Consider the following 15,576-nt stretch of genomic DNA (forward strand, 5'->3'; position numbering starts at 1 on the left):
GGTCTTTCGGGTAGGGTTCCTCCAGCGGAGGGGAGTACTCCCACCTGCGGCGTGCCCGTCAGTACGGACCGAAAGACCAGAGCGGTCCCGGGGCGCCGGCCCGTGGTGAGGCGACCAGCCACCGCGGGTGGAGGAGACCTCCGGCAACGACGACGCTGGTGAATAGCCGTACGACGCCGGAGGCACAATGGACGTTTCGTTGACCATGTGGCTGGTGACCATTCTCGGTCTCCTCGCCCTGATCTCGGTCGACTTCTTCATCGGGCGCAAGCCCCACGATGTCTCGATCAAGGAAGCGGGAACCTGGACGATCGTCTGGATCGTCCTCGCCGCGGTCTTCGGCGTCGGACTGCTGGCTGCCGGTGAGAGCCAGGCCTCCGGCGAGTTCTTCGCGGGGTACATCACCGAGAAGTCGCTCAGCGTGGACAACCTCTTCGTCTTCGTGCTGATCATGGCGAAGTTCGCGGTCCCGTCGCAGCTTCAGCAGCGGGTGCTGATGTTCGGTGTGCTGATCGCACTGGTGCTGCGGGCCGTCTTCATCGCCGCGGGCGCCGCGATCATCGCCAACTTCTCCTGGGTCTTCTATATCTTCGGCGCGTTCCTGATCTACACGGCCTGGAAGCTCGTCCAGGAGGCGCGCTCCGACGAGGACGAGGACGACTTCGAGGAGAACCGGCTCCTGAAGTCCATCGAGCGGAAGTTCGGCGTCGCCGACAGGTACCACGGCACCAAGCTCTTCGTCCGCGCCAACGGCAAGCGGATCCTGACGCCGCTGATGGTCGTCATGCTCGCCATCGGCACCACCGATGTGCTGTTCGCGCTCGACTCGATCCCCGCGATCTTCGGACTCACCCAGGATCCGTATATCGTCTTCACCGCGAACGCCTTCGCGTTGATGGGTCTGCGGCAGCTGTACTTCCTGATCGGCGGACTGCTCACCAAGCTGGTCCACCTCAGCTACGGCCTGTCGGTGATCCTCGGCTTCATCGGTGTCAAACTGGTGCTGCACGCACTGCATGAGTCGGGGGTCCACGTCCCCGAGATCTCCACCCCGTTCTCACTGACCTTCATCTGCGGTGTCCTGATCGTCACCACGGTCACCAGCCTGATCGTCTCCAGGCGGCAGGAGAGCCAGACCGGTCAGGGCAAGCCGGATCCGGAGCCCACGGCCGACGCCGAGAAGGACAGCGTGGAAGCCTGAGTCCCGCGGTGCGTCTCCTGAAGGGCCCGCGCGGCCGGTGGGGTCGTGCGGGCCGTTGCGTCGTGCGGGCGTGAGGCGGAAAGGGCCACATGATGACGCCGCCTCGTCACCCGCCACGTGGGTCACCCAGGGAAGGCCACCCTAGTAGCGGAGGTCCCGCTGCTCGGTGATCAGGCGGCCGGCGATGTGTAGGTTCCCCTCGGAGTCGAGCACCGCGATGATCTTCTTTGTCGAGCCGTGGTGGGTCGTGAAGTAGATCTTGTCCGCCTCCTGCGAGGTGGAGTAGTTCGTGTTCACGGACAGCTCGATGCTCACCGGGGAGCTGATGAGGACGTCCTTCTTGGGCGAGGTCGGGTAGACCTGGTTCTGCCGCAGCCTGACGCGGCCGTGGGTGTCGCCCTCGTCCCAGTCCGTCGCCACTCCGAGATCGATGTCAGCCATGCGACTTCCCCCTCCGGATCCGGTAACTGTGCCTTCGGTTCGGGCCCTTGCGGAACCCCGCAACCGTGGCTGAATCTATACGGACGGCGCTGGCTCCGTCACGGGGAGTTCAACGGTTGGCTGGATTTCTCCTCTCATAGTCTGGAATTACCGGGCACAGCGGGAGGGTGCGGACATAGCCGCATATCGCAGTGCCGGCCGATGGTCCCCCGACCTGTCCGGTGGCGCTTGCCCTTCGCCGTGCCGGAAAGCTGCGGCCGGCCTTGGGGGAGCCGCCGGTCGAAAGGATCGGCGGCGCGGGCGGGGCGGTCACGGTACGCGGCCCCCGTGCCGGAATCGCGGAGCGCCGAACGGCAGGCGAGGGGGACCGCCGACTGCGCCGGCGCTCTCGAGGGCGCCGACGCGTGCGGGTGCGGCTCGGCGGTGCAGGCGTGCCGTGGCTACCAGCCTCGCGCGCGCCATTGCCCGAGGTGGGGCCGCTCGGCGCCGAGGGTGGTGTCGTCGCCGTGGCCCGGGTAGACCCAGGTCTCGTCCGGCAGTACGTCGAAGAGCTTCGTCTCCACGTCGCGGAGCAGCGAGGCGAACGCCTGAGGGTCCTTCCGGGTGTTGCCCACGCCGCCCGGGAAGAGGCAGTCTCCGCTGAAGACGTGCGGGTGGCCGTGCGGGTCGTCGTAGACGAGCGCGATCGAGCCGGGCGTGTGGCCGACCAGATGGCGGGCGGTGAGCTCGACCCGGCCCACCCGGATCGTGTCGCCGTCGTCGACGAGCACGTCGGTCGGCACCGGGATGCCGCCGGCGTCGTGCCGGCCCGCGTAGGTGCGCGCCCCCGTCGCCCCCACCACATCGGCCAGCGCCCCCCAGTGGTCGCCGTGCCGGTGCGTGGTGACGACCGACGCGATCCCGTCGCCGCCGATCAGCCGGAACAGGGTCTCGGGCTCGGCGGCCGCGTCGATCAGCAGCTGCTCGTCGGTGGCCCGGCAGCGCAGCAGATAGGCGTTGTTGTCCATGGGGCCGACGGCGGCCTTGGAGATCATCAGGGCCGCCAGCTCGTGGACGTCCGCAGGGCCGCCGACCTTCACCGCTCCGCTGTAAGTCATGGGGCCAGCGTACTCAGCCGACTACAGCGGCGGCAGCACCGGCAGCGGGCCGCCGGCGACCCGGAGGGCCTCTCCGCCGCGTCGGCCGGCGAGCCAGCCGAGCAGGTCCGCGGCGGTGCCCCGGACCGTGACCGGACCGCCCGCGGCCCCGCCTCCCGTGGTCCACGTCCGTCCGCCGTCGGCGACGACGGTCGTGGCCGGGACGTCCCCGTGCCCGTCGAACCGCTCCGCGAGGAATCCGGTCTCTCGCTCGGTGAAGCCGGCCGGAAGGCCCTCCAGCTCGTAGCCGATGCCGAGGTCCACGTGATGCAGCTCGACCTCGATCAGCCGCCGGAAGGGGACGCGCGCCGCGGCGTCCGTGACGCCGTTGCGCAGTCGCACGGTCCGGGACCAGTCCCGGTTCGCCGCCGCGGCTGCCCGGAAGCGCTCGGCGGACCGGCGCAGGTCCTCGAGCTGGGCTCGCAGCGGTCGCGGCGCGTCGCGTTCGATGTCGGCCTCGCGTGCCTCGGCGTCCGGGTACATGGGGCGGCCCTCGAGTACGTTGACCAGGGCGTCGGCGTTGCGGGCGAGATGGGCGAGGACATGGCCGCGGCTCCAGCCGGGGAGCCGTGACGGCCGGGCGGCCGCCGCGTTGTCCAGGGTGCCGGCGGCATCGAGCAGCCGCTCGGTCGCCGCATGCACGGAGGCCAGGTCATCCACAGGGTCGATCATGGGGAAGACGATAGCCCTGCCACACGTTCGAGTGAAGGTGGGTGAAGACCGGCGTTAATCGAATGCGCGTGCTATAGGCTCGGGGGAGGCATTCCGGAGAGCCGGAAGTTCATCCGTCCGGCAGCCGTCGACCCGTGGTCGGCCCGGCCTGGAGCAGTCCGGGCCGGAGGCTGTGTCCCCGATGCTCCTCACGACCTGTCTCAAGAAAGGTGCGGACCCGGCGTGGCCGACCGTCTCATCGTCCGTGGCGCTCGCGAGCACAACCTCAAGAACGTCTCGCTCGACCTCCCCCGCGACTCACTCATCGTCTTCACCGGGCTCTCGGGGTCGGGCAAGTCGTCGCTCGCGTTCGACACGATCTTCGCGGAGGGGCAGCGCCGCTACGTCGAGTCGCTCTCCTCCTACGCCCGGCAGTTCCTGGGCCAGATGGACAAGCCGGACGTGGACTTCATCGAGGGCCTCTCCCCGGCCGTCTCGATCGACCAGAAGTCCACGTCCCGCAACCCCCGCTCCACGGTGGGCACGATCACCGAGGTCTACGACTACCTCCGGCTGCTCTTCGCCCGGATCGGGAAGCCGCACTGCCCCGAGTGCGCCCGCCCCATCTCCCGGCAGTCGCCGCAGGCCATCGTCGACAAGGTGCTGGAGCTGCCCGAGGGGAGCCGCTTCCAGGTGCTGTCGCCGCTGGTGCGGGAGCGCAAGGGCGAGTTCGCCGACCTCTTCGCCGACCTCCAGACCAAGGGGTACTCCCGGGCCCGGGTCGACGGGCGGACCGTCCAGCTCACCGAGCCGCCGAAGCTCAAGAAGCAGGAGAAGCACACCGTCGAGGTGGTCGTCGACCGCCTGACCGTCAAGGAGAGCGCCAAGCGGCGGCTCACGGACTCCGTGGAGACCGCGCTGGGCCTGTCCGGCGGCATGGTGGTGCTGGACTTCGTCGACCTCCCCGAGGACGACCCCGAGCGCGAGCGGATGTACTCGGAACACCTGTACTGCCCGTACGACGACCTCTCCTTCGAGGAGCTGGAGCCCCGCTCCTTCTCCTTCAACTCGCCGTTCGGCGCCTGCCCCGACTGCACCGGTATCGGCACCCGGATGGAGGTCGACCCCGACCTGATCGTCCCGGACGAGGACCGCTCCCTCGACGACGGCGCCATCCACCCCTGGTCGCACGGCCACACCAAGGAGTACTTCGGGCGGCTCATCGGCGGGCTCTCCGACGCGCTCGGCTTCCGCACGGACATCCCGTGGGCCGGGCTGCCGCAGCGCGCCAGGAAGGCCCTGCTGTACGGCCACAAGACCCAGGTCGAGGTCCGCTACCGGAACCGCTACGGGCGGGAGCGCGCCTACACCACCCCGGCGTTCGAGGGCGCGGTGTCCTTCGTGAAGCGGCGCCACAGTGAAGCGGAGAGCGACTCCAGCCGCGAGCGCTTCGAGGGCTATATGCGGGAGGTGCCCTGCCCCACCTGCGACGGCACCCGGCTGAAGCCGATCGTCCTGGCGGTGACCGTCATGGACCGGTCCATCGCCGACGTCTCGGCCATGTCGATCAGCGAATGCGCCGACTTCCTGGGCCGGCTGACGCTGAACGACCGCGACAAGAAGATCGCCGAGCGGGTGCTCAAGGAGGTCAACGAGCGGCTGCGGTTCCTGGTGGACGTCGGCCTGGACTACCTCTCCCTCAACCGGGCCGCGGGCACCCTGTCCGGCGGTGAGGCGCAGCGCATCCGGCTGGCCACCCAGATCGGCTCGGGACTCGTCGGCGTGCTGTATGTGCTGGACGAGCCGTCCATCGGACTGCACCAGCGCGACAACCACCGGCTGATCGAGACCCTGGTGCGGCTGAGGGACATGGGCAACACCCTGATCGTCGTCGAGCACGACGAGGACACGATCAAGGTCGCCGACTGGGTCGTGGACATCGGCCCGGGCGCCGGCGAGCACGGCGGCAAGGTCGTCCACTCCGGGCCGCTCAAGCAGCTGCTGGCCAACAAGGACTCGATGACCGGGCTCTATCTGTCCGGGAAGAGGTCCATCGCGACGCCGGGGATCCGGCGGCCGGCCGACCACGACCGGCAGCTCACGGTGCACGGCGCCCGGGAGAACAACCTCCGGGACATCGACGTGTCGTTCCCGCTCGGCGTGCTCACGGCCGTCACCGGTGTCTCAGGCTCGGGCAAGTCGACGCTGGTCAACGACATTCTGTACACCCACCTGGCCCGTGAGCTGAATGGCGCCAAGTCGGTGCCGGGCCGGCACACGCGGGTGGACGGCGACGATCTCGTCGACAAGGTCGTCCACGTCGACCAGTCGCCCATCGGCCGCACCCCGCGGTCCAACCCGGCGACGTACACCGGTGTCTTCGACCATGTCCGCAAACTCTTCGCGGAGACCATGGAGGCGAAGGTGCGCGGCTACCTGCCGGGCCGCTTCTCCTTCAACGTGAAGGGCGGGCGCTGCGAGAACTGCTCCGGCGACGGCACCATCAAGATCGAGATGAACTTCCTGCCGGACGTGTACGTCCCCTGCGAGGTCTGCCACGGCGCCCGCTACAACCGGGAGACCCTGGAGGTCCACTACAAGGGCAAGTCCATCGCCGAGGTGCTGGACATGCCGATCGAGGAGGCGCTGCACTTCTTCGAGGCCGTGCCGACGATCTCCCGTCATCTGAGGACCCTGAACGAGGTGGGCCTCGGGTACGTCAGGCTGGGCCAGCCCGCGCCCACGCTCTCCGGCGGTGAGGCGCAGCGGGTGAAGCTGGCGAGCGAGCTGCAGAAGCGGTCGACCGGCCGGACCGTCTACGTCCTGGACGAGCCGACGACCGGGCTGCACTTCGAGGACATCGCGAAGCTGATCAACGTGCTGTCCGGGCTGGTCGACAAGGGCAACACCGTGATCGTGATCGAGCACAACCTCGATGTGATCAAGACCGCCGACTGGGTCGTCGACATGGGGCCCGAGGGCGGCAGCGGGGGCGGCCTCGTCATCGCCGAGGGCACGCCCGAGCAGGTCGCCGGGGTGCCGGCGAGCCACACGGGCAAGTTCCTCCGGGACATCCTCGGCCCGGAGCGCGTCAGCGACTCCGTTCCGCCGCAGTCGCGGCGCAAGACGGCGGCGAAGAAGGCCGCGTCCGGGAAACCGGTCGTCTCCGCCAACTCCACCGCGGTGAAGAAGACGGTGAAGGCCGACACGGCACCGGCCAGGAAGAAGGCGGCCGCGTCGCGCGGCCGCAGCCGCAAGGCCTGACGCCGGCTCCGGACCGGCCCCGCCTGCTGCCTGCTGCGGCCGGGACCGGGACCGGGGCCGTGGCGCGGCGGCCCCTCGGCGCGGCGGCCCGGGGGCCTGTGGCGCGCGTCGGCATCGCGACGTGGCATCGGCCGTTGTCCAGGCCCTGCCGCCCGGACCCGTGCCAGGGCGCTTCCCCGGCTCCCGGGCCAGGGTGGCCGCTCTGCGCCGAGGGCGCGGTGGTGTTCCCGTGCGGACGTCGACCGCGAGATCGGTCAGTCCGCCCTCCGCGGACCTCCGCGTCGCCGTGGTGCCGCAGATCGTGGAAGCCGGCGTCGCTCACGGTCGTCCCGCCAGGGCCGGGACCGGTGGGGCGGCGGCCCGCCGATGGCGGTCGGCGACCGGACCGGCCGACTCGTCGGGGAGGCCGTCCGCGGCGATGAACGGTGCGGGCGGGGGAGCCACGGCGCTGTTCTCGTGCCGGGGGCCGCGCTGTTCTGCGGCCCCCGGCTTCCGAGGTCCCGGCGCCGCGCCGGGGAGCCGCCCCGCTCCGCCAGGGCGGCTGCGCGGGGTCACGGACCGTTTCGCGGGGCCGCGGTCAGCCCAGTTCGGCCGCGTACGGGGGCTCCGCGCCTGCGCGGGAGCAGGTGACGGCCGCGGCCCGGGCGGCGAATTCGAGTACCTCGGTCCAGCCTGCGGTGTCCAGGGCCAGCAGCCCGCGGCGGGAGAGGGCGCCGCGCCGGTCCAGGCCGTGCAGCAGTGCCGCGTTCGCGGTGTCGCCCGCACCGATCGTGTCGGCCACCGCCACGTCCACGGCCGGGACGGCGGCCTCCACACCCGCCCGGGTGCGTACCGTGAGACCGCGGGCACCATGCGTCGTCACCACGGCGGCCGGTCCCTCGGAGAGCCAGCGGTCCGGGGCGCCGCCGAGCCATGCGGCGTCCTCCTCCGAGAGCTTCAGCAGCGACACCGAAGGGAGCCAGCCCCGGAACCGCGTCCGGTGCGCAGCGGCGTCCGGGATCAGCCCCGGGCGGATGTTGGGATCGAGCAGGGTGAACACCCCGCGCCCCGCCTCGCGCCGCAGCAGGGTCTCGTATGCGCTCGCCCCCGGCTCCAGTACCAGCGAGCAGGTGCCGAGGGCCAGCGCCCGCACCCCGTCCGGCAGTTCGGCCGGCAACGCGAACAGCCGGTCGGCGGTGCCCGTCACATAGAAGCGGTAACCGGCGGAACCGTCCGCGCCGAGCTCGGCGACCGCGAGACTGGTCGGCTCCGGGCCCCGCTGCACCAGCGCCGTGTGCACCCCCGCCGTGCGCAGTCCGCCCAGCAGGGCCTCGCCGAAGCCGTCCGACGAGAGCCGGGAGCAGAAGGCCACGGGTGACCCCAGGCGGCCCAGGGCCACCGCTGTGTTGTAGGGGCCGCCGCCGGGCCGCGGCAGCAGGGGCGGCAGCAGTGCGCTCCCGGCGGCCGCCGGCAGCGGGACCAGGTCGATCAGGGATTCACCGGCGACGACGATCACGGCTGAGAACGTAGTCCATCGTCCCGGGGTGCGACAGTTCCCCCACGGCCCGGCCGACCCGCCCGGAGGGGCCGCGATCTGCGCCGGTATCGTCGGTTCGGCCAACCCCCGGCCCCTCAGTTCCGAGGAGACCCTCATGTCCGGCCGTCCCGCCGCCCGCCGTACCGTGCTCAAAGGCGCCGCTCTCGCCGGAGCGGCCGGGCTGGGGGCCGCCGCCTGCTCCACCGATTCCAAGCTGGGCCACGCCCAGGTACCGACGCCGACCGGGCCGGTCGACCTGGGCGCCGCGGGGGAGGTCCCGGTGGGAGGCGCCCGGCTCTACCGTGAGCAGCGGCTCGTCGTCCACTGCCCGTCCGAGGGCCGGTACCGGGCGTTCAGTGCCCAGTGCACCCACGCGGGTTGTGTCCTCGACAAGGTGGAAGGCACGGAGGGCAACTGTCCCTGCCACGGCAGCCGCTTCGACGTGACGACCGGCACGGCCCTCAAGGGACCGGCCACCGTGCCGCTGCCGGAGGTCGAGGTGCGGGTGCGGAACGGGAAGCTGGTGGCCGGCCCGGAGGCCTGAGCCCGCCCATACCGCCCCTGCGCAGGCCAGCCTGCTTGTGCGCTGGTTCGCCGGTGGTGACCCGCTCGTAGCGCCCCCATTCGCCGAGCGCCCCGTCCCGGCGCTCCCCGCCCCGCGGTGCCGCACGCTGAGGGCCGCGTCAGTGCTGCCACTCCCAGTCGATCCCCTGGATCCCCGGCCGCACGCCCTGGTCGACGAGGTGCACCGAAGGGCGCCGGCCGCTCGGCGTCAGTTCGGCCCGGCAGATCCGCGCCGCGCCGGGGGAGTCCTGGGCGAAGTGCCGGCACCGCACCGGCAGCGCCGCCGGATCGAAGCGGACCTGCAGCATGTACTGCCCGCCGGTGCCGGGGAAGCCGCGCAGGTACTCGCCGCTCGGGCCCGCCGTACCGTCCTCGAAGCCGTAGCAGAGGAGGTACGTCTCACCGGACCGCAGCCGGGCGTCGAGGAGGAGTTCCGCGACCAGCACCCCCGCATCCCGGTCGTAGCGCACGCGCCCCGGCCGGCAGTTCTCCGTCGCGTGTACCGTCACCCGCGCCGGATCCCATCCGGCGCCCCCGCGGTGGACGGCCAGCAGGCGGTCGACGCCGTCGCGGTGGGCGCGCACGATCTTCTGGGAGCTCCGCCCCAGCAGTTCGCGCTCCGGCCCGATGCGTACCCGCTCATGGTGTCCCACGGTGTGCAGCCCGCCGTCCGCGGGCCGGCCGAGCCCGTTCAGCAGCCGCTCCACCGCCCCGGACACCGCGGCGGGCGTGCGTGGTGAGGGGCAGGCGGCCCGCCGGGCACCGGGCCCGCCGTCTCCGGGAAGCAGCCGCAACAGCGAGTTCTCCGGCAGCCCCAGCACGTCCTCGAGCGCTTGAACGGCGCGCAGCGACTCCGGGCGCCGGGGCCGGCGGGCCCCCTGCTGCCAGTAACTCAGGCTGGTCACACCGACCTTGATCCCCCGGTGGGCGAGATGGTGCTGCACCCGCTGAAGGGGCAGCCCCCGCACCGCGAGCGCGGCGCGCAGAGCGAGGTGGAAGGGGCCCGTGAGCAGTACCCGGTCCAGCTCGGCGCGCGTGTGCGCGGGGTGCACGGCGTGTCCCATGGGACTCCTCGATGGGGGTGCGCGGCAGCCCGGTGGGCCCTCGCACCGAGGGCAGCGTGTGCGGACGCGACCGGCAACGGCCTCCGGGCCCTTCCGCACGCGACCGGCCCGGCCGCGTGTCACCCCGCATTGAAGCGTGTCGGATCCCTCCGGACAATGGCTGTCCGGGTCCCGGTCCGAAAGGCATCCCCAAGGCATCCGAAAGGGGCTGGAGCCCGGCGCAGGCGTCCGGAAGGTGCCGCCGGGCGTGCGGGTCCGGACACACCGGGAGCGGCAGCGGCCCCCACCGCGTGCCTTCGTCCCGGCCTCCCCGCGGCCGCCCTTCCCCTTCCCTTCCCCTTCCCCTTCCCTTCCCGTCCCCGCCCCGCTCTCCTCGGTTCCCCGCGGCCCCCGCGGCCCCGCGGCCCCCTCGGTTCTCTCCCGCTGCTGTCCCGCTCTCTGCCCGCTCTTCTCCGCGTCCCCGGCCGTCCCCGGCCGTCGTCTGCCGCTCTTCCGTCGCTCGTCTGCTCCCGTCCGGCCGTGCGGGGGCTCAGGCCCTCCACCTCCTGCGCCCCGGCACCCCGGCGCGATGACGGGTGTCCGCGCCCCTCGGCCGACCCTCCTGTCCGTGCCCGCCAGTAGGGTGGACGCCATGGCAGACCCCTCCAGCTACCGCCCCAAGCCGGGGCAGATCCCCGACTCGCCGGGGGTCTACAAGTTCCGGGACGCGCACCGCCGGGTGATCTACGTCGGCAAGGCGAAGAGCCTGCGGCAGCGGCTGGCAAGCTACTTCCAGGACCTGGCGGGTCTGCACCCGCGCACCCGCACGATGGTCACGACCGCGGCCTCGGTCGAGTGGACCGTCGTCTCCACCGAGGTGGAGGCGCTGCAGCTGGAGTACTCCTGGATCAAGGAGTTCGACCCCCGGTTCAACGTCAAGTACCGGGACGACAAGAGCTATCCGTACCTCGCGGTGACGATGAACGAGACGTTCCCGAGGGTCCAGGTGATGCGCGGCGCCAAGAAGAAGGGCGTGCGGTACTTCGGCCCCTACGCACACGCGTGGGCGATCCGCGAGACGGTCGACCTGATGCTGCGGGTGTTCCCGGTGCGCACCTGCTCCGCCGGGGTGTTCAGGAACGCGGAGCGGACCGGCAGGCCCTGTCTGCTGGGCTACATCGGCAAGTGCTCCGCGCCCTGCGTCGGCCGGATCGGTGCCGGGGAGCACCGTGGACTCGCCGAGGAGTTCTGCGACTTCATGGCCGGCCGCACCGGCACCTACCTCCGCCGCCTGGAGCAGGAGATGGCGGTGGCGGCCGAGGACATGGAGTACGAGCGGGCCGCCCGGCTGCGGGACGATGTGGAGGCCCTCCGACGCGCCATGGAGAAGAACGCGGTGGTGCTGGCCGACGCGACCGACGCGGATCTGATCGCGGTCGCCGAGGACGAGCTGGAGGCCGCCGTCCAGATCTTCCACGTCCGCGGCGGGCGGGTGCGCGGTCAGCGCGGCTGGGTCACCGACAAGGTCGAGGCCGTCGACACCGCGGGCCTCGTCGAGCACGCGCTGCAGCAGTTGTACGGGGAGGAGAGCGGCGACGCCGTACCCAAGGAGGTGCTCGTCCCGGCCCTGCCCGACGACCTCGCCGCGGTCGCCCAGTGGCTCGGCGGCCGGCGGGGCTCCGCCGTGTCGCTGCGCGTCCCGCAGCGCGGCGACAAGAAGGACCTGATGGCGACGGTCGGGCGCAATGCCCAGCAGGCCCTGGTCCTGCACAAGACCAGGCGCGCGAGCGATCTGACCACCCGCTCCCGGGCCCTGGAGGAGATCGCCGAGGCGCTCGGTCTGGACTCGGCGCCGCTGCGGATCGAGTGCTTCGACATCTCCCATCTCCAGGGCCAGGACGTGGTCGCGTCCATGGTGGTGTTCGAGGACGGGCTGCCCCGCAAGAGCGAGTACCGGCGCTTCCAGATCAAGGGCCGTGCGGGAGACACGCAGCTCTGGCACGGCGAGGGCCAGGACGATGTCCGCTCGATGCACGAGGTGATCAGCCGGCGCTTCCGGCGGTACCTCGCGGAGCGGGAGAGGACCGGCGAGTGGGCCGTCCCGGAGGCCGGTGGGGCCGGCCGGGCGGGGGCGGGCGGCGATGCCGCCGGGTCCCCGTCGGTCCCGCCGGCCGCAGGGTCCCCGTCGGCCCCCGAAGCCCCGTCCGCCGTGGACTCCCCGTCGGGCGACGGCAGGCCCAGGCGGTTCGCCTACCCGCCGCAGCTGGTGCTCGTCGACGGTGGTCAGCCGCAGGTGGCTGCGGCCCGGCGGGCCCTGGACGAGCTGGGCATCGACGACGTCGCCGTCGCCGGGATCGCCAAGCGCATGGAGGAGGTGTGGCTGCCGGGGGAGGACGACCCGGTCGTGCTGCCCCGGTCCAGCGAGGGGCTCTACCTCATCCAGCGGGTGCGGGACACCGCTCATGACTTCGCCGTCCGCTACCAGCGCTCCAAGCGCACCCAGCGGCTGCGGACCGGCCCGCTGGACGCCGTGCCGGGCCTGGGCGCCGCCCGCAAGCAGGCGCTGATCAAGCACTTCGGCTCGGTGAAGCGGCTGCGCCAGGCCACGATCGAGCAGATCTGCGAGGTCCCGGGCTTCGGCAGGAAGACCGCCGAGTCCGTGGCCGCCGCCCTGGCGCAGGTCGCTCCGGCGGCTCCGGCGGTGAACATGGCGACAGGAGAGATCATCGAAGAGGATGACGGGGCAGCAGTGACGGAAGGGAACGGGGGAATCACGACATGACCGGGCAGCACAGACCAGAACACGGAGCAGGAGACGTGGATACGGGCACCACCGAGGCCGGGCAGGCCGCTGAGACGGCCATCCCCGAGCTGGTGATCATCTCCGGAATGTCGGGCGCCGGCCGCAGCACGGCGGCGAAGTGCCTGGAGGACCTCGGCTGGTTCGTCGTGGACAACCTGCCGCCCGCGCTGATCCCCACCATGGTGGAACTCGGCGCACGCTCCCAGGGCAACGTCGCACGTATCGCCGTCGTCGTGGATGTCCGCGGCCGGCGGTTCTTCGACAACCTCCGCGAGTCCCTCGCGGACCTCGACGCCAAGGAGGTCACCCGCCGGATCGTCTTCCTGGAGTCGTCCGACGAGGCCCTGGTACGGCGGTTCGAGTCCGTCCGCCGCCCGCACCCGCTCCAGGGCGACGGCCGGATCGTCGACGGCATCGCCGCCGAGCGGGACCTCCTCCGGGAGCTGCGCGGTGACGCCGACCTCGTGATCGACACCTCCAGCCTCAACGTCCACGAACTGCGCGCCAAGATGGACGCCAGGTTCGCGGGCGACGAGCAGCCGGAGCTGCGGGCCACCGTGATGTCGTTCGGGTACAAGTACGGCCTCCCCGTCGACGCCGACCTGGTGGTGGACTGCCGCTTCCTGCCGAACCCGCACTGGGTTCCGGAGCTGCGCCCCTTCACCGGCCTGAACGACGAGGTGTCGGGCTATGTCTTCCACCAGCCCGGCGCCAAGGAGTTCCTCGACCGGTACACCGAGCTGCTGCAGCTGATCGCCGGTGGCTACCGCCGTGAGGGCAAGCGGTATGTGACGATCGCCGTCGGCTGCACGGGCGGCAAGCACCGCTCGGTGGCGATGTCCGAGAAGCTCGCCGCCCGGCTCGGCTCCGAGGGGATCGAGACCGTCGTCGTCCACCGGGACATGGGGCGCGAGTGACCGGACGCAACCCCCGCCTGCGCCGGCTGAGGGGAGGTGACACGCCCCGCACCGGCCGCAGACGCGGAGCCCAGCCCAAGGTCGTCGCGCTCGGCGGCGGCATGGGCCTCTCGGCGTCCCTCGCCGCGCTGCGCCGCATCACGGGCGACCTCACCGCCGTCGTCACCGTCGCCGACGACGGGGGCTCCAGCGGCCGGCTCCGCAAGGAGCTGGGGGTACTGCCGCCCGGCGACCTCCGCAAGGCGCTGGCGGCGCTGTGCGGGGACGACGAGTGGGGCCAGACCTGGTCCCGGGTCATCCAGCACCGCTTCCAGTCCCAGGGCGAGCTGCACGAGCACGCGGTCGGCAATCTGCTGATCGTGGCGCTGTGGGAGCAGCTCGGCGACCATGTCCAGGCCCTGGACCTGGTCGGCAGGCTGCTCGGCGCCCATGGCCGGGTGCTGCCGATGTCCGCCGTGCCGCTGGAGCTCCAGGCACTGGTCAGGGGACACGACCCGGCCCGCCCCGACGAGGTGGGCACGGTCCGCGGGCAGGCGACCGTTGCGCTGACACCGGGCGAGGTGCAGTCCGTGCACCTGGTGCCGAACGACCCGCCGGCCGTCCCGGACGCCGTCGACGCCGTACTCGACGCGGACTGGGTGGTCCTCGGGCCCGGCTCCTGGTTCTCCTCGGTGATCCCGCACCTCCTCGTGCCCGAGCTGCTGGACGCGCTCGTCGAGACCAGGGCCCGGCGTGTCCTCTCGCTCAACCTGGCGCCGCAGCCCGGGGAAACGGAGGGCTTCTCTCCGCAGCGTCATGTGGAGGTTTTGGGGCGACACGCCCCTAAACTCGCCCTGGACGTGGTGCTGGCCGACGAGGCCGCCGTGCCCGACCGCGAGTCCCTCGCCGACGCGGCGAAGCGGCTCGGTGCCGCGGTCGAGCTGGCGCCCGTGGCCAGACCCGACGGGGCTCCGAGGCATGATCCGGAGCTGTTGGCCGCCGCGTACGACCGTATTTTTCGGATGCATGGAAGGATCGGCCCATGGCGATGACGGCAGCGGTGAAGGACGAGATCTCCCGGCTTCCCGTCACCCGGACCTGCTGCAGAAAGGCGGAGGTCTCGTCGATCCTGCGGTTCGCCGGCGGGCTGCACCTGGTCAGCGGGCGCATCGTGATCGAGGCGGAGCTGGACACGGGCATCGCGGCGCGCAGGCTCCGCAAGGACATCCTGGAGATCTTCGGGCACTCCTCGGACCTCGTGGTGATGGCTCCCGGCGGGCTGCGGCGCGGTTCGCGCTACGTCGTACGCGTCGTGGCCGGCGGTGATCAGCTGGCCCGGCAGACCGGGCTGGTCGACGGCCGGGGCCGCCCCATCCGGGGGCTGCCGCCCCAGGTCGTCTCGGGCGCCACATGCGATGCGGAGGCCGCCTGGCGCGGCGCGTTCCTCGCGCACGGCTCGCTGACCGAGCCCGGTCGCTCCTCCTCCCTGGAGGTCACCTGCCCGGGCCCGGAGGCCGCGCTGGCCCTGGTCGGCGCGGCGCGCCGGCTCTCCATCGGCGCGAAGGCCCGCGAGGTGCGGGGGGTGGACCGGGTCGTGGTGCGCGACGGCGACGCGATCGGGGCGCTGCTGACTCGGCTCGGGGCGCATGAGTCGGTCCTGGCCTGGGAGGAGCGGCGGATGCGCCGCGAGGTCCGCGCCACCGCCAACCGGCTGGCCAACTTCGACGACGCCAATCTGCGCCGCTCGGCCCGGGCCGCGGTCGCGGCGGGCGCGCGGGTGCAGCGTGCGCTGGAGATCCTCGGCGAGGAAGTGCCCGAGCACCTCGCCGCGGCGGGCCGGCTGCGCATGGAGCACAAGCAGGCGTCCCTGGAGGAACTGGGCGCTCTTGCGGACCCGCCGCTGACGAAGGACGCGGTCGCGGGCCGTATCCGCCGGCTGCTGGCGATGGCGGACAAGCGCGCCCAGGATCTGGGCATCCCGGGTACGGAGTCCAATCTGACGGAGGAGATGGCCGACGGCCTCGTGGGCTGAGCCGGCCCCGGGGGCGAGCGGCCTCCCGG

The 15,576-nt window shown here is 72.1% G+C and carries 12 protein-coding genes; 7 read left to right on the forward strand and 5 right to left on the reverse strand.

Features of this window, described 5'->3' with window-relative positions:
• Nucleotides 1-187 precede the first annotated feature (187 nt).
• Entirely contained in the window at nt 188-1,201 is a 1,014-nt protein-coding gene (locus SCWH03_RS06870) for a TerC family protein (protein WP_254076600.1), read from the forward strand.
• A gap of 141 nt (nt 1,202-1,342) precedes the next feature.
• Here the strand turns inward: SCWH03_RS06870 and SCWH03_RS06875 are convergent, their stop codons facing one another.
• The 3 genes from SCWH03_RS06875 to SCWH03_RS06885 form a co-directional block, all read right to left on the reverse strand.
• A complete protein-coding gene (locus SCWH03_RS06875; RefSeq protein WP_173263230.1) occupies nt 1,343-1,642 on the reverse strand; it encodes a DUF6342 family protein in 300 nt (99 codons plus the stop codon).
• Between the two features lie 440 nt (nt 1,643-2,082).
• On the reverse strand, nt 2,083-2,739 hold the full coding sequence (locus SCWH03_RS06880; RefSeq protein ID WP_173263231.1) for an MBL fold metallo-hydrolase: 657 nt from the start codon (nt 2,737-2,739) through the stop codon (nt 2,083-2,085).
• 21 nt (nt 2,740-2,760) lie between these two features.
• Nucleotides 2,761-3,450: a maleylpyruvate isomerase family mycothiol-dependent enzyme gene (locus SCWH03_RS06885; protein ID WP_173263232.1), complete on the reverse strand. Its 690-nt coding sequence runs from the start codon at nt 3,448-3,450 to the stop codon at nt 2,761-2,763.
• A 222-nt stretch (nt 3,451-3,672) separates the two neighbouring features.
• Between SCWH03_RS06885 and uvrA the strand changes: the two genes are divergently transcribed.
• On the forward strand, nt 3,673-6,693 hold the full coding sequence (gene uvrA / locus SCWH03_RS06890) for an excinuclease ABC subunit UvrA (protein ID WP_173263233.1): 3,021 nt from the start codon (nt 3,673-3,675) through the stop codon (nt 6,691-6,693).
• A 577-nt stretch (nt 6,694-7,270) separates the two neighbouring features.
• Here uvrA and SCWH03_RS06895 read toward each other — a convergent pair.
• Entirely contained in the window at nt 7,271-8,188 is a 918-nt protein-coding gene (locus tag SCWH03_RS06895; RefSeq protein WP_173263234.1) for a carbohydrate kinase family protein, read from the reverse strand.
• A gap of 136 nt (nt 8,189-8,324) precedes the next feature.
• On the opposite strand from SCWH03_RS06895, the gene SCWH03_RS06900 reads away from it, so the two are divergent.
• A complete protein-coding gene (locus SCWH03_RS06900) occupies nt 8,325-8,753 on the forward strand; it encodes a Rieske (2Fe-2S) protein (protein WP_173263377.1) in 429 nt (142 codons plus the stop codon).
• 139 nt (nt 8,754-8,892) lie between these two features.
• Here SCWH03_RS06900 and SCWH03_RS06905 read toward each other — a convergent pair whose 3' ends face one another.
• Complete coding sequence (locus tag SCWH03_RS06905) at nt 8,893-9,837, reverse strand: hypothetical protein (RefSeq protein ID WP_173263235.1); 945 nt, start codon at nt 9,835-9,837, stop codon at nt 8,893-8,895.
• Nucleotides 9,838-10,468: 631 nt separating this feature from the next.
• Here SCWH03_RS06905 and uvrC point away from each other — a divergent pair.
• The 4 genes from uvrC to whiA are packed head-to-tail and all read left to right on the forward strand — an operon-like array spanning nt 10,469 to nt 15,547.
• Nucleotides 10,469-12,598: an excinuclease ABC subunit UvrC gene (uvrC, locus tag SCWH03_RS06910; protein ID WP_173263236.1), complete on the forward strand. Its 2,130-nt coding sequence runs from the start codon at nt 10,469-10,471 to the stop codon at nt 12,596-12,598.
• A complete protein-coding gene (gene rapZ / locus SCWH03_RS06915; protein WP_173263237.1) occupies nt 12,595-13,536 on the forward strand; it encodes an RNase adapter RapZ in 942 nt (313 codons plus the stop codon). Before uvrC ends, rapZ begins: the two co-directional genes overlap by 4 nt.
• Complete coding sequence (locus tag SCWH03_RS06920; protein WP_173263238.1) at nt 13,533-14,567, forward strand: gluconeogenesis factor YvcK family protein; 1,035 nt, start codon at nt 13,533-13,535, stop codon at nt 14,565-14,567. The genes rapZ and SCWH03_RS06920 overlap by 4 nt, the downstream gene beginning before the upstream one ends.
• Nucleotides 14,558-15,547 (forward strand): DNA-binding protein WhiA, encoded by a 990-nt coding sequence (whiA, locus tag SCWH03_RS06925; protein WP_017948792.1) that lies wholly within the window; start codon nt 14,558-14,560, stop codon nt 15,545-15,547. The genes SCWH03_RS06920 and whiA overlap by 10 nt, the downstream gene beginning before the upstream one ends.
• Nucleotides 15,548-15,576 lie beyond the last annotated feature (29 nt).

Origin of the sequence: Streptomyces pacificus (assembly GCF_011766325.1) — a bacterium.
Taxonomy (GTDB): Bacteria; Actinomycetota; Actinomycetes; order Streptomycetales; family Streptomycetaceae; genus Streptomyces; species Streptomyces pacificus.